The organism is Gilvimarinus agarilyticus (genome assembly GCF_000832015.1).
In the GTDB taxonomy this organism is placed as follows: Bacteria; Pseudomonadota; Gammaproteobacteria; order Pseudomonadales; family Cellvibrionaceae; genus Gilvimarinus; species Gilvimarinus agarilyticus.
This window is the reverse complement of record NZ_JXCJ01000001.1, coordinates 2023800-2043480: the sequence shown is the minus strand read 5'-3', so window position 1 is coordinate 2043480 and position 19681 is coordinate 2023800. Positions and strand designations below refer to the sequence as shown.

Sequence of the window (19681 nt, the reverse complement as noted above, 5' to 3'; positions counted from 1 at the left end):
ATTAGTGGTGGTGGCCCGACTCAAGCTCGTCTTTTTCTAGCTGAGCTTTTAAAAAGAACCCGCCCTCAGCCGCGTATTTCGCCCCAGTGGCTAGCCCCTCTGTCACTTCGACATAATCGCGATCAGCGTGACCAAGTTTTACCAACTGCGCTCGCCAATGGTTTTGTTCTCGCACAAACACGATCTTTTGACCTTTCATGTCGATGACCGCTGTTTGTGGCACCCGCACCGCAACCGAAACATCCGACAGCGTTATGTAAGCCGTAACGAACATTCCGGGCTTCCAGCGCCCGTCGGGGTTGGATAAAAACACCCGGGCCAAACCGGTGCGGGTCGCTTCATTGACTAGCGGAGCCACATAGTCAATTTTGCTGTCTACAGGCTCGAGCCCATAAGCGGTAGTTAAATGCACCGCCATGCCGGTTTTAACCTTCGCCAGCTGCTTGGGGTACAGCGCTATATCCAACCAAAGACGAGTTAAATCGGCGATGACATAGGCGGTATCGGTCGTCTGAAGGTGCTCGCCCAAGGTGACGTGGCGGTTTATCACCACACCATCAATCAGCGATTTAAGCTCAAAGCTTGCCAGTGTGTCGGAGTTTTCCGCCCGCGCCAGCACTTGCCCCGCGGTGACCGTATCGCCAGTGCTGGCATTAACCTCGGTAATCTGCGCGGCAAAACGTGGCGTTAGATGAGCCACCGCCTCGGCGTTTAAACGCACCTCGGCGGGTAATGCACGCTCGTCGCGGATACGCCCAGGCGAGGCCGTTGCCAGTTTTCCACCCAGCTCGTTAAACACGTCGAGGGGCAAACTTACTTGGCCTTCAAGGTGTTGCTCACCCTTATCGTCACCAGCGTGTTCGCGCTCGTGAGTATCATTGGCGGCCATAGCGGTCATGGTATTAAGCACGATTAAAATCAAGCACAGTAAACGGATCATGGGGTTGTCTCCTGCCGGGCAATAGTGGTGAGCGATAGAGCCTCTATCGGATCGAGCGGCTCGATATAGCGCTCTAACGTGGTCATGGCATCGGCGGCATCGGCGCGCAAATCGAGCCGTTGCCGTTGCGCACGCAGGAGGGAGTCTTGAGCATCCAGCACTTGCAGATAACTGTAGCTACCTCGCTCGTAAGCTTGGCGGGTTGCGCTAAGCACCTTTTCAGCCGCCGGTAAAATCTCAGTCTCCAGGGTGGTAAGCGCCTGATCGGCCTGTTGCCAGCGGCGAAATGCCGTCAACACCGTAGTACTGACTTGACGCTTTAAATAATCGGCGTCTTGTTGCGCCGCTCGCACTTCAGCGTAAGCACTATCAATATTGGCCTGATTATTATTAAAAATTTGCAGCGGCACACTGGCACCGACGGTAAAGGCGTACTCATCCGATGCGCTAAAACGGCGAACCCCTGCGGCCACAGTGACATCCACTTTGGCGTTGGCCTTTTCCAAATCGACCTCAGCCTGCTGCGCGCGTATGTACTGCTCGGCAATTTGTTGGTCAATGCCAGAGTCAAGCGGTGCTAACGTTTGGTTGATGGTTAAGGGCTCGCTTATAAACAACAGGGGGCCTGTCACCTCGATCACATCGGCGTGAACCATGTCACCCCACAGGGCCGCCAACTGTTGCGACACATTAAGCCGTTGCTGGCGCACTCGTGTTAGCTCCAGCTCGGTACTTTGCAGCTGCAACCGGGCGCGAGCCAGATCGTCAGAGGTGGCGGCACCGGCCTCGTGCAAGCGAGCCACGGCTTGCGTATTTTGCCTGGCAAGCTGCTGCTGAGTTTGCGTAAGCTGCAGCCTTTCTTGTGCCAGTAACACTTCATTAAACTGATGGCGTACCTCTTGGCGTAACTCCCGCAGCTGCCGCCTGGACTCTAATTGTTGCGCCGTCAATTGCTGCTCCGATACGCGGCTTCTGGCGGCACGCTTGCCGCCGCGCTCAAAGGTTTGCTCGGCCATTAACGCCGTCTCGGCCTGCCCCGCTCGTTCATACTCTCCCGAGCCGTAGAGGTTTTCCGCCTCAAAAAGCAACCTTGGATTAGGCCTCAGCCCCGCCGCCTCGCGGTTAAAATCGGCAGCCTTTAGCCTATTATTAGCGGCATTTACCAAGGGGTGTTGTTGTAAGACCTTTTGCCAAACTTGTTCAAACGTAAACGCGTGCGCGCTCGACGTTGCACTGCCTGCGGCAAAAGCCAGCAGCAGTATCGCGTAAAATTTCATAATAATATCCACTGATTAACGGACGCACCGCCATGAGCGATGCGCAAAACATAGTGTTAAACAATCAGAGGATTAAACGATGGGAGGGCGAAACTCAGGGGCTACCAGAGGCGGCACATAATGCGCGCTATAACCCCAGCCCACGATAAGCTCGGGGGCAATACCGGGCAATGCCAAGGATTCATTAAGGTATTTAAAATTGTGGCCGTGACAACAGTGGTGATGGCAGGCTTGCTCTTCGTTGCCGTCATGATCAACCGGTGCGTCGAGTGCATCGGTTGATGCCGTGCCGTGTGTATCTAACCCACTGTCACCAACCAAATGCTGATGAGACGCCTCACCGGATACTTCGTGCAACACATGGGCATCCGCCGCAGCCAACGTAGACTGCGCCAGAATAATCAACATCAATAACTGTATTAGCCGTCGATACATGTGTGGGGTAACGTCCCGGTGCCTATGGCGTTCATCAAATAATCGCCAAGACTTTATCAAACCCACCCCACGATTACCAGTTGATCAGTGAGCTAGGCTTCTCCCATCGACCGCTAAAGCCGCTCGAGTAACCAGTTGGTGCCCACCAAGGCAATCATCAGCGAACCAACAGGCATAGCATAGCGCCAGTACCAACGAGAGTTACGCACCAGAATTAACACCGGTAACACCAGTGCGATAATTGCCAGCTGGCCTAGCTCAACCCCCAGGTTAAAGCCCAGTACCGCCAAAAACCGACCATTAGGCGGTAGCCCAAGCTCGCCCAGCACACCGGCAAAACCCATGCCGTGAAGCAAACCAAAGCCAAAAGTTATCCAGCCAAGGCGCAACACAAGGGGAAACACATTGTTTAAGGCCGCCAAAATCACCGTGGCGGCAATGCTTACCTCTACCCAGTGGCTCGGCAAACTGATCAAATCCAGAGCCGTTGCCGTTAAGGTAATGGAGTGCGCCAAGGTAAATGCGGTCACAACACCCAGTGTTTGCCAAAGTATGGTGCGCTTTGAGTGCTGCCCCTCCCAATAAGGTGAGCGGCCATGATCGTGGCGCCGAACCAACACGCATCCGAGCAGCAAACACAATAAAAATAAAATATGGTCGAGGCCAATTAAAATATGAATAACGCCTTGATACACATACTCCACAAAGCCTGGCCACTGACTATTGGTAAACGACAGATCGGCCGTTGGAGAGCGCTCACTCAGCACCCGACTTAAGGTCGAACTTTGATCAGAGGAAACCATATTAAGCAGCAACTTATGATCCGGGTCGATATCAAACAACCCTTGATAGGTTATCTGAACCGGCGCCGATGACTCGCAATGCACCTGCAAAGGCAACCACAAGTAGGCCTCATTGTAATGCTTGTCGATCTGCCGTGTAGGCAGCATTGTTAAATCGCAGGCCCCGTCATCGGTACGGACCGAAAACGCCCGCATCACCAACGGCGTAATAACGTTATCCGCTGCCTGAACTTCGGCCCAGGTAAGTTTTCCATCGCGGTTTTGATCGAGCCCTAGCGCACGCTCTAAATCAAATAACCGCCACTGCAGCTCGCCGCTATAGAGGCCGGCTTGTTGATCGTCTGGCTGCAACGTTAGATAACCGGTACTGATTTGGTGAGCCAACGCCTGAGAGCTCAGCAATAAAACAAGCAGTGTTAAAACAATCCGCACAATTAACCCTCGCTTTGAGTGTGAGTCTTACGGCCGGCCAATTGCTCGGCGCGACGCAGTAGTTTGTTATCGGTGTACTCACGCGAGCTCAGCGTGTTTAACTTTGCCCAGTGCAGCGCACGGTCTGCATCGGGTTGTATATCTAAGTAATAACGGGCCATTTGCGCCGCGTGCTCACGATCGCCCCGCTCTTCACGCAAGGCAACCCGCGCCTGCATCAAATCTTGCCAATATGACGCCGCCCGACTGGTTGCACCTTGTAAACTTTGCGGCTGTGGGTAATTGCTGTCTGTATCCGCGGCCAGTTTATCGCTTGTTAACGCCAACGACTTTTCTGCAATGGCTAACCGTAGTAGTAAAGCATCATCTACCACCGAAGTAGATTCCACGACCGCGGCTACGCTTTTTAGCACCTCGGCACTGTTACCTAATGCGAGTTGGGCATCCGCCCACTGAGCTAGGTAGTTAGTGCTGACCCGGGGGTTGAAATTATCCAGCCACTGAACCGCCTGTTGCGGTTTATCAAGACGGGTCGCCATCTCGGCTAACACTTGTGCCAACCAAGGGCCTCTTGTGTCGCTGGGTAATCCCTCGCGTTCGATTAGGGCGCTTAGTTCACGGTAACTATCGTTAAGCGAGCCGCCTTGATCTGAATCAATATAAGAGCGAGCCTCTAGCGAGCAGCCAGCAGCGGTGACTAAATCCGATTGACCTAACAGTGCCAGGCAGTGTTCACGGGCAATCTGAGGCTGCCCCATCACCAGGTTAATACGCGCCGCCATAAGCCGGCCCGCAACATGATTAGGTGCTTGTTCAAACAGTGTATCCAACTCCTGTAACGCCTCATTAAAACGATGCCCGTGCTGCAAAACATTGGCACGCAACAGCCAGTATTGCTGTTGCGACGGCGCACTCAGGGATTTATTGCTTAGCGGCGCCAACGAGCGCTCGGCTAATTGATAACGAAAACTCTGACCCGGCTTAGCGGCAACGGCTAATTGCTCGGCGGCTCGGGTTAAAGCAAGCTTGGTGGTGTCGGTATTATTGTCAGAACTTTTAAGTGGTGCGGCAACTCGCTCAACCGCCTCGCCCCAGTCTGCGAGAACTTCATCAGCACTGGTGGGTGTATAGGGTGCCGCCATTGAAGGGGCAGCGGTGCTTAGCAGCACTGCACCGCAGGCAACGGGTAAACGGCTTAGTCGCAACCGTGAATCCGACCACCAACGGCTTAACTGATTTTTATATTGCATGCATATCTCCGTAATGGCGACTCCGGGCCCGCAGGCCCGGAGTCGCCCAATCGCGTCCGTTTAGTCAGCGGCTTGAATCAAGTCGTCATAAGCGTTGTCTTGCATAACGTCTTGCTCAAACTCGCGACCATTAACCGGCAAAGGCTCGTCCGTTGCTTGCTGATTAAACACGGAGCGACTGTAGGTACTGAAGGATACCTGCATGGCGTCGATAGTAATACTTACCTCTGCCGCGCCGGAGGTTGCCTCTCCATCGGATGCGGTAAAGCTAAAGCTATCGGTGCCGGTGAAGGTTGCCGCCGGCGTGTACATAAAACTGCCGTCTGCCTCAATCATAACTTCACCATTGCTCGGCTCATCCATCAACATAAAGCTCAGCGCATCACCATCGGCGTCCGTGGCTGACAAGTTATCCGTCAGCACAGTATCGGCCTCGGTGGTAAAGTTTGCCGTCTCTGCCATCGGCGCCTGGTTTTCCGGCTCAGGCATAGGCTCGGGGTTGTAGTCGTCGTCATCGTCGCTGCCGCAACCGGCCAAGAGCAGGCTACCGGTCAGCGCAATAAGTGCCGTGCGTGTCATGCTGTTCATAGTGTCCTCCTTACTCAGACCCGGCAATTGGGTCGGCCAGATAGGGGAATGACGTGTCCATCATGCCAGCATTAAGCGGTGCGCCATCGGTAAATGGCACAGTACCTACGACCGCATCATCCGGGGCACAAAGGCCAAGATCCGTGTTCTCGCCCGCGACCGGTACTGGGTGACACAAGCGGCCCATGACTACACGCAGAGCAATATCTACCACGTCATCACCAGGGCGACGGCCGTTAGGGAAGCCCGCCAAATCATCACCGGCAACACCAAAAGCCGATTGCTGATCAGCCGGTACCGCCGCAATACCGGTATTTAAACGCAACATCTCTGATGGCGTAACCATAGCCTGCTGGTTAACCCCTTCGAAGCCGGTTAAGAATGCGGTGACTAAATCTAAGCGTGGGAAGTTTGTGGGTGCCAGTGTCGCAAAATCAGTACCCAGTGTCTGGTTCACTGCATCTTTAAACAAAATATTTAACAGCTCCGGCAAACTTGGGTGTGTTACGTAATCCGCAAACTGGCCATCGTCTTTAGGCTCGCTGGCCGAGAAGGTATCTTTGTCTTTTAAGCCGATCACCAATTCATTAACCAGCGGGCTACCCAGACGCGACACTTGCGTCAAGGCGCCGCCGTTGACTTCAGGCTTATCAAAATCGGCCATGGGGTTAAGAATGCGCGCTTGCGGCAAGCTGGCACTGGTCCAGCTACCAATCACACCATTACCCGAGCCGGTCACACAGCTTTTGGGCACTTCGATAGCGAGCGCTGTGACGTTTTTCCAGCGCAAATCATCGTTGTCCATCGACTGCGTAATACCGCCGGGAAAGCCACCACCATCGCCAGCACCAGCGGCGCTGTCACCTTCTACCGGTACATAGTTAACCAAATCGAAGGTTTTACCGAGGTTCACCGTGAAGGGATCTTTACGCTGACCAACAAACACCCGGGCGTTCATATCGCAGCCAGGCAAAGCGACTTCGTGCACAAAGCTATCGGCATAGTCAGAGTAACCGGCTTCGGAGCCAAAGGTTTTATTGCCTATGTAATCGAGCGGCTTAGTGAACATTGCGCCGCCACCGTTGGCCTCTTCCAGCTCCATCGCCGTACCGGTACGACGATCACCGCTGACCATGGTGACAGAGTAATGCTCAGAAAAGTTGGCGTTGGCTTCATTGCCGGCCGAAATACCACCGACGTTTTTAAGCGGTACAGCGATGGATTTTTTCTCACCTTCCGCGCCAACTTCCAGCGCAACACCTTCACCATCGGCTGGCAGCATGGATGAAAAGCGAAATTGAAAGGTAATGTCTTCTACTGCATCGCCGTCGTTGTCCACATGAATGCTGTAAACCGCCGCCGGATCCATGGCAAAGTAGTTAGGGCCGCCGTAGGCATCTTGCAAAGGGATATAGTTGGCAATCATGGTGACATAATCGCCCCGCCCTTCTTCATAACTGTTAAACGCGTAGAAGTCGGTCGAATCTACGGTTGGCATTCGCGTGATGTTTGGTGCTTCACGGTGACTGGAGGCGTTTGCGCCCATGGCTAGGCTGCCGCAAATCGCGGCAATGGCGCAGGTTAATTTATACTTTTGCATGATCTTCTCCTTAAATTTCATGAACGTCACTGTCCTAACGGATGAGATCTGCAATTGGATGCCTTTTTTTTAAAAAACATCGAACTTTCTTTTAAAAAACTACCTGTAAAAAATATTTTAGGTTTTTAATAACATTAAGGTTGCGCTTTAGGCTTTAACATTTCGAATCGAAATCATTAAGTAGAGAGCGGATTACGGATTACGGATTACGGGTTACGGGTTACGGGTTACGGGTTACGGATTACGGATTACGGATTACGGATTACGGATTACGGATTATAAAAATTTTGCGAGCTACCGCCCCTTAGCGCCTCACTTACGTTGTCGGCACGTGGGGCGCGTTGAATAGAGACGATGCTCGCAACAAAAAGCGTTTAACGCACAGCGCCGTTAGAGGGTTACCAACTGCGAGGTGTACAGAACCTGGGTCGGCGAGCCGTTGGGCGAGCCGCCTAGCGGCTCGAGGCTTACCGCCAGCGCCGCCACTTGCACCTGATCAAACAGCTGATTGCGGGCCAGCGTAAGCTCACCATCTTTAGGCAGTAACCCGAGCGAGACAGGCGCACGGCCATCGGCTGCCACTAACCACAACTCGTAGTCTTTATCCGACACCGGGCTAAATTGCTCTGTGGCCTGTACGCGAATATCGCGCTCGGTTAGCTCAATCAGCCACAGTGCCTCCGATTGCGTCCCTTGAATCACGGCAACTTGCGAGGGAGCGCTGGGCACCCCCACCTGCCCCCACCATAGGGTAACGGCCAAAGCCACTGCAACAATACTCGCGACAGAGGCCAACCAGGGCCAGGCTCCACCGGGGCGGGGTTGCCTGCCAGGAAGTGACGTCACCGTACTCGCGGTGCTTTGCTCAAACCCAAGCCGGCGCTGTATCGCGTGCCACACTGTTGGCGCGGGCTGGCGCTCTGGCAACGCCGCACCGAGGGCGTTTAAATGCCGCTCCCAGCGCCATAGCGCCTGACGCATAGGCCGGTGTGCGATAAGCAAACCCTGGTAACGCTGGCGTGCCGCTCCGTGTAAGGTACCGAGCACGTATTCGGCGGACAGGCTGTTTTTTCGCTCTTCAGTAAGATAGTTCATCGCTCAAGGCACCTCTTTAACGTTTGCAGTCCACGACGTATCCAGCTTTTAATCGACCCCAACGGCGACCCTGTATGCGCGCACAACTCGGAGTGAGTTAAACCGCGAAAGTACGCCAGCTGTATGGTTTGTCGCTGCGCTTCATCCAATGTATCCATGCACTCATCGATACGCGCTCGCTCACGCGAATCAAACAATGAAACCTCCGGGGTGTGGTCACTACTCTCTTCATGATCTAAGCCGCCGCGCTCTCGCTTGTGCGCTGCCGAGCGCAAAATATCCAGCGCCCGGTAACGGGCGATGCTCACCATCCAAACAATCACCGACCCTTTATCACTGTGATAGTCACAGGCGTTGTGCCAAACCCTTACGTACGCTTCTTGCATTGCCTCTTCGGCAAGGTCTTTGCGTTGCAACAGTTGTAAGCACACGGCATACAAGCGCCCTGAGGTACTTTGATACAATTTGGCAAAGGCCTGCTGGTCGCCCGTCGCCGTGGCGCTAAGCAATTTAATATGATCCGATTCCATGGGTGCTCCCACCGCTATTATGTTGAGGCTGCTCTTTTTTGTGGCTTTGAACTTACTACGCACGCCATAGGCTTTTGGATGCACGTGGCAGCCCGAGTAGGCCAGAGCCACAGCGATGAAAACTTTGCACAGACTTGTAAAAGGTCAATGATCTAAGCCGATCTCAACGGCCTTGCCCCCCCTAGAACAGTGCTCACGGACGCTATAGCCACGCTAAAAAACTGGAAAGAATTATGCATCTACCGTTAAACACCGGTTAGCGGTAATGCTAGATCACAATATTAAGCGGTTGACGAGCTGACACAGATAGCGGGAGAAGTACGATGGAGACCAAAGATCACGGCCCCAGTATTAAAGACGATGAGCAGTATCAAGCGCTGCGCCGCGAGGGGGCCAGCAAAGAAAAGGCAGCGCGTATTGCCAACTCACCACGCCACCGCACAGGCGTGCGGGGCGGGCACGCGCCCTCTTACGAGGAATGGACGAAAAAAGCGTTGTACCAGCGAGCGGCCGAGCTCGATATTAGCGGCCGCTCCACACTGGACAAGCAGGGGTTGATTCATGCGTTACGCAATCACTGATCCCAAACCGGAGAAAATGGCGGGTTAGCCACTCGCTCGCCGCGATCCAGCTGGTCGATTTGTGCTACCTCCTCAGCCGTTAGGGTCAAGTCGAGGGCGTCGAGGTTAGCTTTTTGGTGATCCGCTTTTGTAGAGGACGGAATCACTGTAATGCCTTTACTGGCCACCCACGCCAGCGCCACTTGCGCGGCGCTAGCGTTATGCTGTGCAGCAATATTTTGTATGACTGACTCATCCATGACTTTACCCACAGCGAGTGGCATATAACCTGTCACCTGAATACCTTTTGCTTGGCAGTGCTGTACCAGTTTGCTGTTAGCCAACAGCGGATGAACCTCAATTTGGTTGGTCGCTATGTGCTTACCTGCAGGCAAACTCAGCGCCTCATCAATTTGTGCAATGGTAAAGTTGGATACACCTATTGCCCGGGTTAGGCCCATCTCGCGGGCTTTATCCAACGCCGCTAAATACTCCGCCATAGGCACTTCATTGTCCGGCGATGGCCAGTGGATAAGCGCCAGGTCGACGTAGTCCATGTCAAGTTTCGCCAGGCTCTCGCGCAGCGCGGCAATAACCCCCTCCCCGGAGAGTCGGTCAAACCATATTTTGGTGGTAACAAAAATCTCTTCGCGGGGGATTTGACTCTCGCTTATCGCGCGCCCCACTGCGGCCTCATTATCGTACATGGCGGCCGTATCAATGTGGCGATACCCCAACTCGAGCGCCGACTTAACCGACGCGATCACCACATCATCCTGTAACCGGAATGTCCCCAGACCGGGCTGAGGTAAGGCAATAGAAACCGACATACTCTTCTCCTGAAAATTTTACTATTACCTAATAAGTGGCGACGGCGCTGCCTTAACACAAGGGCCCTTTACATTCATTAATACTCCCGGGCGGCCTAAAAGCCACGGGGCAAAAACGTCAGGCATAAAAAAGCCGAGCGAGCTCGGCAAGAGGGTTTTACAAAAACTGAGGCTTCTGAGGCGGTGGCGCGCTGTTAACAGCCTGTGGTTACCACCGCAATCACCGGCGGAAAAGGTATAGTCGATTGCGTCAAGCACGACCGCCGCGGCAATCGCCGGTACCAGTCGCCGGGTACGCGTTAACCGTAGCAACGGTTTGGCTTTCCATGGTGATAATGGCGGGCTCGCCCGGCACTAACGAGGTGGCGTGCGCTAACGAGGAGGCCGACTTAACCGCCCCCAATAAGCCTTGCACCGAGGCAATGCGCGCTTCTCGCTCGAGGTTACTCAGCCGGGGAATCGTCACCGCGGCCAAAATACCAATAATGACGATCACAGCAATCAGCGTAAAGCCGTTGCTTTTTAATCGGTTAGCTTGCTTCATAGCGCCCCCACGTTACCGATTGATCCGCAATTACCTGCTCAAGCATAGTCGACACAGGCTATTTTTATAAAATTATCGATTTACCGTGGCGCCATTATACACACGTTAGGCAAAAAGCACGCTGCCATATGCACCTTAGTTCTTACGGTACACCTGAATGCTCATATCGACGGTGTCCTGCAGCTGAGTAAGCGCCAATAAAGACGCCTGCTGCGCCGGGTTAGAACTCCAGTAATGGGGCGTCATTTTTAGTAGGTTGGCGATTTGCTCACTGCCGTCAATGGTGATAGCAAAGCGCAAGCGCTCCTGACTCACCAAGTTTAGCCCGGCAAAATAGTCCTCTTGCTTGGCACTGCGGTACGGCCGAACCTCGTCGTATAGCGCCGCACGTAATTGAGGCAAGTGATCCTCCCCCGGGCCGACAAACACAACCACCCCACCCGGCTGTAGCACCCGGGCAAACTCCGCCTCATCGACAAAACAAAACACCGAGAGCACCGCTTCAAATGCCGCATCCAGATAGGGCAGTTCCGCGACGCTGGCAATACACCAGTCTATACTCTTGCTGCGCCGGCAAGCGGCTTGTATCCCCTCTTTAGAGATATCTACGCCGGCCACACTCACGCCCTGCCCGGCAATATAAGCCGCGTAATAGCCCTCGCCGCAACCGGCATCCAGCAGTCGTTGTACTTTATGCTGGCTACACAATTGCTGCAGGCGATCGGCCAGTGGCTGGTAAAACCCCGCTGACAAAAACTCGCGCCGGGCGTTAATCATCATTTTATTGTCACCCGGCTGCTTCGAACTCATTTGATGTGCCAACAGCAAATTAACATAGCCTTTGCGGGCAATATCAAAGCTGTGATTGGCCGCGCAGCGGTAACTAGCACCAGCGCGCTCAAGTGGTGCGTGGCAGCTGGGGCAACGGTACTGATTCATATCCTGTCTCGACAAAGGTTTTTGGGGCGGCTGTGGCGCTAAGCTTTTAAACATCATGTCTGGAACACTGGGTTAGCGTGAGATAAGATTCCCGCTCCTATAACGACAATGAACTGGACAAACCTATGGGTGTATCGGCCGTAATTTTTGGCATCGCCACGGCATTTTTTGCCATTCGCGGATATTTTAATGGCTTTTGGGGGTCCCTGGCACGCATCGTTTCGTTGGCCGGCGCCTATGCAGCCACTTTTTACTACAGCAAAGACGTTGCCGAACAGGTAAAACAGCACACCCCGCTGGACGGTATCGCCGCTTACATTGCCGCTTCTCTGGCGCTGTTTTTTGCTGTACTCGTGGCCATTCGCCTGGTGTTTTGGATACTGGTAAAACTCACCCCCTCTCAGGGGGAGGACTCTCCCGGCCCGCTTTCACGCTTGGGAGGCGCTGCGGTGGGCGCCTTGGCTGGCGCTTTGGTAGGCTTGCTGCTGGTATATTTGTTTGGCGTATACGATGCCGCGCAAAATCTGAAAAAAGATCAACCCTCTCAGGCCGCGACCCCGGTAGACGATGCCGCCCGTAAACTGGTCAGTAAGTCGGCCGGTGGTTTAGTAGCGCTCTCGGGTAAGAGTGACAATGCCGTGCGCATTACCGAGTCGATGGTTGCCACGCCGGTAGAAAGTCTCGACCGGGTTGCCCGGGTGAGCAACAACCCCGATATGCGCCAGCTAATAGAGGACCCGCGCGCACAACGGCTCATGCAGCAAGGCAAGGTAGATGAGCTAATGCGCATACCGGCGTTTAGACGCCTAATGGAAGACGACGACCTACGCCGCTTAATGCAAGATGCCGGCATGGACATCGACAACCGCAACGATGCACGCGAGACGGCTAAAAAAATCGCCATGGGCTGGCAGCAGTATCAAATTAAAAAAGACGATCCGCGCGTGCAAGCGATTTTGCAGGACCCGGAGTTCCAGCGTCAGGTACAGGCCGATAACAAACTGCCACTGTTGATGAACCCCAAGGTAAATCAGCTGGCGGAGATTATCTTTGTTGAGGGCGCCAGCACCCTGGGACAAGTGCAGGAAGACAGCGAATACCGGATTGAGGACGCCGGTGAAAGCGATGGCACGGTGGATGAGTCGGGCAAAACCATCTACCGCCACACCGACGAAAATGGTCGCACCTACTATTCAGATCGCCCTCAAGGCGAGTAGCCCTCACCGAGCCGCACAAAAATAAAAAAGCCCGCCTGAGCAAACTCAGGCGGGCTTTTTAACGTGCTTCTTGCCGCTTATGGCAGCAAGTCGGCAACCGCGTCACGCTCTTCGCGCAACTCTTGCTCGGTAGCCTGCATACGGCCTTTCGAGAACTCGTTGTTCTCTACGCCTTGCACGATTTCCCAGTCGCCGTTTTTGCAAACGCATGGGAACGAGTAGATCAGGCCTTCTTCGATGCCGTAGCTGCCATCGCTGTATACGCCCATGCTGACCCAGTCGCCTTCGGCCGAGCCCAGCGCCCAAGAGCGCATGTGATCGATTGCCGCGTTAGCCGCTGAGGCGGCAGAAGACGCACCACGAGCTTTGATAATCGCCGCGCCGCGCTGTTGTACTGTGGGGATAAAGTCGTTCTCGTACCAGCTTTGGTCGATCAGGCTCATGGCATCTTCGCCCGCGACAGTAGCGTGGTGAACATCCGGATACTGAGTCGCCGAGTGATTACCCCACACCACCAGATTTTTAACGTCTGAGATGGTTTTGCCGGTTTTTTGCGCCAGCTGAGTCAGAGCACGGTTGTGATCCAGACGCATCATAGCGGTGAACTGACGGGGGTTAATGTCTGGGGCGTTGCGCTGCGCGATCAGAGCGTTGGTGTTTGCAGGGTTGCCCACTACCAGCACTTTAATGTCGCGAGAGGCGTGATCGTTGATGGCCTTGCCTTGTACCGAGAAAATAGCGGCGTTGGCAGACAACAGGTCTTTACGCTCCATGCCTGGGCCGCGAGGACGCGCGCCTACCAGCAATGCGTAATCAGTGTCTTTAAAGGCAACGTTTGGATCGTCGGTGCACACCATGCCGGCCAGCAGCGGGAAAGCGCAGTCGTCCAGCTCCATAGCGACGCCTTTTAGGGCTTCCAGCGCAGGAGTGATTTCCAGCAATTGCAGAATAACCGGTTGGTCTTCGCCCAACATGGCGCCAGAGGCGATGCGGAACAACAGGGAATAGCTGATTTGACCAGCGGCGCCGGTGACGGTAACTCGAACGGGTGCTTTCACTTTATTTCTCCGTAGTTTGCAGGCTTAAGCGGGGTTGCCGCACCACCTGTCAGTGAGGTAATTGATCGGGCTAAGGCGGCGAGCCTCGCAGAACCCCTAACCGGCGCCCAAGGTTGAGGGCGCAGCCGGGTTCTCGCAAGGCTGGCAAGAGTTGCGCTAGCCTGATGACCAGAACGGGAATGACAAGTAGGGCGTTAAGGCATTACCACGTCTGGACGGGCCGGTATTATAGGCTATTGAGAGAAAATTTCATCTATGGCGAGCCCGCCCGCCCGATCAGGCGTTGGGGTATACACCGCTAGAGCACGATTTATACCGGCCCTCGCCTATTTAACCCGATAAAAACTGCCGCTGCCGGCCACTGTCGACTCATAGCCCCAGGCCGACAGCCACTCGCGCCCGACCATTCCGGGCTCGCCGGGATCGACATCGCGCAGCAGCACATTAAGGCGCACCCCGTCCCACTCGCTGCCATGGTCCGCATCGAGCTCGCTAAAAGGGATGGCAATCTCGGCGGTATAGCCGGTATCGGTTAGCACCACCTGCTCGCGTACCGTGTCAGGCTTAGGTTTGCCCTTAACATCGCTGGCAAAACCGCTGGCAGGAGGTTGCAACACCATAGAGCGCTCGCCCGGCACACGGTTGTCGTAGGTTTGTTTGAGTAAGCGGCGCGCTTTGGGGCGTGCGTCCAGGGTAATGAGCATCGCATCCTGACTCCAGACATTCTGGCTGTCGTTGCGTACCAGCTGATCGTCCTCCACCTTCAGAGCTATCACCATGTGCTGATCGCCCTCTACCACGGACCAGCTAAAGTCGGCATCGCTTAAACCGCTCCAGTTTTCGGCCTGAAAGTACTGGTTATCCGCCGCGCTAAAAAACGCCTGACTCGCCCATTCGTCGAGTTTGCCGTCTATTTTAAGGCCGTTAACCACAGGAATCGGGTACTCACGGCTGAGGGCCAGTGTTCGGCTACCGTTATAGGTGATGGGTTTATCATCTTCAAGATACTCGAGTTGCCACTCGATCTCGGCCGCCGCATGGTTGCCCTCGGCAGGCTCAAAGCTTGTCAGTGTAAACGGTATGGTGCGCACCTCATTGGGCGGCACCGTAAGGCGTTGCTTAGCCCCATTAGCGACACTAAACCCCGTGTTGCTGCGCGCGGTGGTACTCACGGTAAAGGGTAAATCGGAGTCGTTGGTAAAACGCATCTCGGCGGTGCCCTCGGTAAAATTACCGCGATGCAGCAGTGCCGGCATTGCTAGCCGGCCTTTATCGATCATATTGATTTGGTTATCGCGCATGGCCGCCGTACGTACGTCCTCATCCCATATACCGTCGAGCATCAGGTTGGCAATAATCGGCCCCTGTTCACTCATGGTGACCCACACCAGATGATCAAACTCGCCAAAGCGGGTGCCGCGCATACTGCTGATGCCACCCGTGGTAGCCAAGGTAAAGTACTTGTGCCCTTTGCGTTCGGTTTTGACGTAGCGATGGTGATGGCCGGCAAACACTGTGTACTGGCGCGCGTCAAGCAGCGCCTCTACTTCGCGCCAACGATCCTGGTTCTCGCGATCCCACAATGGAGCATGGGTAAACACCAAGGTCCACTTGGGCTCGGGGTTATCGGCTAACACGCCTTGCAGCCATTTTATTTGCTCACCCGACATCGAGTGAGTGCTACCACCATCGTTGGAGTTGAGCATAACAAAGAGTACATCGCGATAGACAAAGTGGTAGTAGCTGGCACCGTAGCGCTCGCGCCACACGTCGGCCATAACGTCGTTGGTGTAATCGTGGTTACCGGGCAGATAAAAAAACGGCATAGCTAAACGCTTAACCATAGAGTCGAACTCGTTCCACTCAGTGGCCAGTTGCGCACGGTCTTCGGTGTAACCTTCAATTAAGTCACCCACACTGACAACAAACTCGGGCTGCAGCAGGTTGAGCTTATCCACCGCCTCAGAGAAAACCCCAGGGCGCAAGCCACCGGTGCGGTCCGTGACAATGGCAAACTGAAAAGCATCCGGGTCGTTGTTGAATTTTAGGTGGGTCCAGGGGTGAACCAAATCGCTGGCATGGATTTGGACAATATCGCCCGTCTTATCTGCCACACCATCGTGGCGGTGTTCATCAGAGCCATGACCCCACGCAACCGAGGCAAAAATAGAAACAAGCAGCACGGCCAGGCGGCAGCCATTACAGGCTAATAACGTAGGCATAATCAATCCTTGAGCGATATCGTCAGAGCGTTAAACAGCCGAGCGTAATCGATCAAAGATGACAATGTCTATCGCGCCGCTATTCGTGGAGGCCGATTAGGGCGCTCGCTTTACGATTGTTACTTGCGGGACGCTATGAATTAATCGTCCGAGACATTTAAATGAGTGCGTACAAGCGCCGCCGGCGTGACCAAGAACTCACGTTTAAAGGCACTGATAAAATTAGAGGGGTGCTCGTATCCGGCCATATACGCCGCCGCCTTTACGCTTACGCCATCAACCAACAGGGCTCGGCGCGATGCCTCTAGCCGTTGCGCGCGCGCGTACTCCATTACGGTAACCCCGTGCACTGCTTTAAACCGACGCTGCAGGGTGCTTACGCTCATCCCCAGTCGTTGCGCCAATGCCGCCAAGTCACACTCCCCCTGCAGCAGGGGCAAGATCTGTTGCTGCAGGATGTCTTGCTCGGCCCGGTGAGCCTTCACGGGCACCGTCTCGGCGCCAAGTACACCACGGGCCGTGACAGCGGCCAATAATTGAATGGCGTCCGATTCTTGTTGCAGCAGGCGCGGGCCCGCTTGACGACTCAACGTCAATAAACGCGTTGCCGTGGCTGTTTGTTCGGCATCCGGAGCCCAGGTAAACACCCGACGCTGAAATAACTGCGAAATTTGCTCGCCGCTCAGCCGGCTCTCAAGCCACGTAAAACTAACACTAATATTCACCTTGCGAACACACTGGCCCGCCTGCAAAAAACGCGTAAACGGCTCGGCTTTATTAACGGCTAACGCTAAGCCTATTGGCTGCTGGTCGGCTGCCACACTATAACGATCGGCTCCCAGCGCGAACTGCACCTCACCTGCCAGTAAAATATTCACGCTCAAACCGGGCTTGCAGTCTCCGGTACTACGGGAGTTACACAGCTCAGTGGCATCCACACAGTGAATCGAGAGATCAGGGCCAATGGCTCTAAAGTCAATGTGCCCCTCCAGCACGGGCCCTCTATTTTGCTCGGTTTGCAGCCTGTGCTCCGGACTAATCCGAACAATTTGTTTGAGCAGCTGGTTGTGATCCAGCTGCGGCGTATCGATATGGCTCATGGTGACTACCCTGCATAACAGCTTGACGATTTTGCATGCTGCTTAATCCATTCAGAGAATGTAACATAAATAACAATTATTCTCATCATCACTCACAAAGTACACTAGCCTAAGCCAAAGGACATCCCATGTTGATCAAATCTACCTGCGCCGCCGCTGTATTGCTGGCCGCATCAGGACTTACGCACGCCCAAAACACCAGCACCGAGGCTCCAGCCGAAATCGAGCAAGTGGTGGTCTGGGGCACCGAGGTGACTGCGTCGTCGGTATATATGGACACCGCCGACATTACTATGCGCCAAGCCGACCACATCAGTGACTTACTGCGTACTATTCCTGGGGTAGACGTAGGCGGTGCGCACTCGATGAACCAGCGCATCACCATCCGCAGCATGGACGATAAAGATCTGCGCATCAGTATCGATGGCGCCAATCAAAATACTTATATGTACCACCACATGGGTAACCTGCAAATTCACGCCGACATTCTCAAGTCGGTCGATATCGACGTAGGTACCAACTCAGTTATCAATGGTGGTTTGGGCGGCGCTGTGCGCTTTGAAACCAAAGAAGCGAAAGACATGTTGGCCGCTGGAGAAACCTTTGGCGCTCGCGTGCAGGGTACCGCAAGCGACAACTCAGGCTACAATTATTCGGCCACGGCTTTTGCTCAGCTGGGTGAGCGCGTGGACCTGCTGGCCTATTACAACCACGTAGAGCGCGACAACTACGACGTCGGCGGCGGTGAAATTACCGACAGCGAAGGCAACGAAATACCCGGCACCGACGGTACGGTACGCGGCCTTAAGGGCGATATTGATGACGCCCTGTTTAAAGTGGGTTTTGACCTCACCAGCAATCAGCGGCTCGAAATTGGCTATGAGTCATACACAGATCAGGGCGATTACAGCTACCGCCCCGACATGGGCTTGGCAACCGACCTGGCCATTACCGATTCACTGGGTGTTCCGCTGTTGTGGCCCACAGAGTTTAGCCGCGACACCATTACCGCCAACTACGATCTAACCCTTGGCAGCCACACACACATTAAGGCGGCATTGTTTCAAAACGACAGCAACCTTTGGCGCGATGAAAGCGGTTATGCCGAGAACCCGGGGTTTACCTCTTGGGCGGCGATTGTTGAAGGCGACGCCCAAAATACCGGCTTCAATATCATCGGTGAGACAACCTTTGGCTCAGGCGTAAGCCAGACACTCACCTACGGCGTCGACATTATCGACTATGAAACTGAGTATCAGGCAAGCTACCTTGAAGGCGGTGTCGACACCTCGGGCGAGGATGCGACCAACTCCGCCATCTTTATCCAGGATCGCATCGAATTTGGCATGTTTGCCTTCATTCCCGGCGTGCGCTACGACGAATACGATGTAAATTCGGTCGTCGTCGATAACAGCTTCGATGATTTTACCAGCTCATTAGCCGCCGAATTTCAGCCTATCGACTCGCTGGTATTTAAAGCCTCAAGCACCGAGTTGTTTAAAGGCCCGGAACTATCAGAAGTCTTTACCGGTGCCGGTTTATTTGAAACCCCCAACCCGGATTTGGACGCAGAAACCGGGGTGAACAACGAGCTGGCGTTTGCCTACGGCGACGCCATACTCGGTGCCGATACCTTTAGCGTAGGCGCTACGTTCTTTCGCACTGAGATCGACGGCTACATCTACCAGTACGCTGGCCCCGCCATGGATAACGTGGGGGACATGGAAATCGAAGGGGTCGAAGCCTACGTTGGTTACGACATCGGCGGCTTGCGTGCGTTGCTCACATACTCCGATGCCGAGAGCGAGCTGGACGCTTACGACGAGTACAGCGAGTTTGACGGCGCCCGCATCGACCGTCAGCAGGGCGATACCTGGAGCTTAAACCTGGACTATAGCTTTAGCAGCTTAGACCTTACTTTGCATTATGACGCCTTGTGGGTAGGTGATGTTGCGGCCGGCCCCGACCTGGACGGCGCCACACTCGACAACGCCAAAGACGGTTTTACCGTGCACAACCTCTCTGTGCAGTGGCAACCGCATCACCGCCTGCAGCTTACCGCGGGTGTCGACAATGTGTTTGACGAGTTTTACGCCTCTCAGTCATCGCGCACGGGCACCAGTTTTCACCCACGCTTTGGTGAACTGTTCCTAACCRATTACGAACCCGGCCGAAACATTAAAGCGACAGTGGCGTACCAATTCTAAAAACCTCTCCTCTGCCCCGGCTCTGTCGGGGCTTTTTTTATCCTGCAACCAAGC

At 54.4% G+C, this 19681-nt stretch carries 18 protein-coding genes; 3 read left to right on the top strand and 15 right to left on the bottom strand.

The genetic code is table 11. From position 1 onward, the window contains the following. Nucleotide 1: 1 nt before the first annotated feature. The 9 genes from SD69_RS08695 to SD69_RS08655 form a co-directional block, all read right to left on the bottom strand. A complete protein-coding gene (locus SD69_RS08695) occupies nucleotides 2-940 on the bottom strand; it encodes an efflux RND transporter periplasmic adaptor subunit (RefSeq protein ID WP_052481012.1) in 939 nt (312 codons plus the stop codon). Next, entirely contained in the window at nucleotides 937-2217 is a 1281-nt protein-coding gene (locus SD69_RS08690) for a TolC family protein (protein ID WP_041522903.1), read from the bottom strand. Before SD69_RS08690 ends, SD69_RS08695 begins: the two co-directional genes overlap by 4 nt. A gap of 72 nt (nucleotides 2218-2289) precedes the next feature. Continuing rightward, nucleotides 2290-2652 (bottom strand): hypothetical protein, encoded by a 363-nt coding sequence (locus SD69_RS08685; RefSeq protein WP_157471641.1) that lies wholly within the window; start codon nucleotides 2650-2652, stop codon nucleotides 2290-2292. A 113-nt stretch (nucleotides 2653-2765) separates the two neighbouring features. Continuing rightward, the gene (locus SD69_RS08680) at nucleotides 2766-3887 is read right to left on the bottom strand and encodes a HupE/UreJ family protein (protein ID WP_052481011.1); all 1122 of its coding nucleotides are present in this window, start codon (nucleotides 3885-3887) and stop codon (nucleotides 2766-2768) included. 2 nt (nucleotides 3888-3889) lie between these two features. Further along, entirely contained in the window at nucleotides 3890-5137 is a 1248-nt protein-coding gene (locus SD69_RS08675) for a hypothetical protein (RefSeq protein WP_041522900.1), read from the bottom strand. Nucleotides 5138-5197: 60 nt separating this feature from the next. After that, nucleotides 5198-5725: an Ig-like domain-containing protein gene (locus SD69_RS08670; RefSeq protein WP_041522899.1), complete on the bottom strand. Its 528-nt coding sequence runs from the start codon at nucleotides 5723-5725 to the stop codon at nucleotides 5198-5200. A gap of 10 nt (nucleotides 5726-5735) precedes the next feature. Beyond that, nucleotides 5736-7325 carry a DUF4331 domain-containing protein gene (locus SD69_RS08665; protein WP_041522898.1) on the bottom strand — a complete coding sequence of 530 codons (1590 nt, stop codon included), beginning with the start codon at nucleotides 7323-7325 and terminating at the stop codon, nucleotides 5736-5738. A 390-nt stretch (nucleotides 7326-7715) separates the two neighbouring features. Continuing rightward, the gene (locus SD69_RS08660; RefSeq protein WP_041522897.1) at nucleotides 7716-8420 is read right to left on the bottom strand and encodes an anti-sigma factor; all 705 of its coding nucleotides are present in this window, start codon (nucleotides 8418-8420) and stop codon (nucleotides 7716-7718) included. Further along, on the bottom strand, nucleotides 8417-8950 hold the full coding sequence (locus SD69_RS08655; RefSeq protein WP_041522896.1) for a sigma-70 family RNA polymerase sigma factor: 534 nt from the start codon (nucleotides 8948-8950) through the stop codon (nucleotides 8417-8419). Before SD69_RS08655 ends, SD69_RS08660 begins: the two co-directional genes overlap by 4 nt. Nucleotides 8951-9273: 323 nt before the next feature. Between SD69_RS08655 and SD69_RS08650 the strand changes: the two genes are divergently transcribed. Continuing rightward, nucleotides 9274-9531, top strand: coding sequence for a DUF7218 family protein (locus SD69_RS08650; RefSeq protein WP_041522895.1), 258 nt, complete (start codon nucleotides 9274-9276; stop codon nucleotides 9529-9531). Here SD69_RS08650 and dkgB read toward each other — a convergent pair. The 3 genes from dkgB to SD69_RS08635 all read right to left on the bottom strand — a co-directional run bounded on the left by dkgB (nucleotide 9525) and on the right by SD69_RS08635 (nucleotide 11823). Next, nucleotides 9525-10340: a 2,5-didehydrogluconate reductase DkgB gene (dkgB, locus tag SD69_RS08645; RefSeq protein ID WP_041522894.1), complete on the bottom strand. Its 816-nt coding sequence runs from the start codon at nucleotides 10338-10340 to the stop codon at nucleotides 9525-9527. The genes SD69_RS08650 and dkgB overlap by 7 nt on opposite strands. Nucleotides 10341-10590: 250 nt before the next feature. Then, nucleotides 10591-10884, bottom strand: a complete 294-nt coding sequence (locus tag SD69_RS08640; RefSeq protein WP_052481010.1) for a type IV pilin protein — start codon at nucleotides 10882-10884, stop codon at nucleotides 10591-10593. Nucleotides 10885-11019: 135 nt separating this feature from the next. Next, complete coding sequence (locus SD69_RS08635) at nucleotides 11020-11823, bottom strand: putative RNA methyltransferase (protein WP_041522893.1); 804 nt, start codon at nucleotides 11821-11823, stop codon at nucleotides 11020-11022. 125 nt (nucleotides 11824-11948) lie between these two features. Here SD69_RS08635 and SD69_RS08630 point away from each other — a divergent pair, with 125 nt between their 5' ends. Next, on the top strand, nucleotides 11949-13040 hold the full coding sequence (locus SD69_RS08630) for a CvpA family protein (RefSeq protein WP_041522892.1): 1092 nt from the start codon (nucleotides 11949-11951) through the stop codon (nucleotides 13038-13040). A gap of 77 nt (nucleotides 13041-13117) precedes the next feature. On the opposite strand, the gene SD69_RS08625 is transcribed toward SD69_RS08630, so the two are convergent. The 3 genes from SD69_RS08625 to SD69_RS08615 all read right to left on the bottom strand — a co-directional run bounded on the left by SD69_RS08625 (nucleotide 13118) and on the right by SD69_RS08615 (nucleotide 17420). Continuing rightward, nucleotides 13118-14098: a malate dehydrogenase gene (locus SD69_RS08625; protein ID WP_041522891.1), complete on the bottom strand. Its 981-nt coding sequence runs from the start codon at nucleotides 14096-14098 to the stop codon at nucleotides 13118-13120. Between the two features lie 326 nt (nucleotides 14099-14424). Further along, the gene (locus tag SD69_RS18065) at nucleotides 14425-16320 is read right to left on the bottom strand and encodes a metallophosphoesterase (protein ID WP_052481009.1); all 1896 of its coding nucleotides are present in this window, start codon (nucleotides 16318-16320) and stop codon (nucleotides 14425-14427) included. 140 nt (nucleotides 16321-16460) lie between these two features. Then, complete coding sequence (locus SD69_RS08615; RefSeq protein ID WP_041522890.1) at nucleotides 16461-17420, bottom strand: helix-turn-helix domain-containing protein; 960 nt, start codon at nucleotides 17418-17420, stop codon at nucleotides 16461-16463. Nucleotides 17421-17548: 128 nt separating this feature from the next. Between SD69_RS08615 and SD69_RS08610 the strand changes: the two genes are divergently transcribed. Continuing rightward, complete coding sequence (locus tag SD69_RS08610) at nucleotides 17549-19627, top strand: TonB-dependent receptor domain-containing protein (protein ID WP_041522889.1); 2079 nt, start codon at nucleotides 17549-17551, stop codon at nucleotides 19625-19627. Nucleotides 19628-19681: the final 54 nt, after the last annotated feature.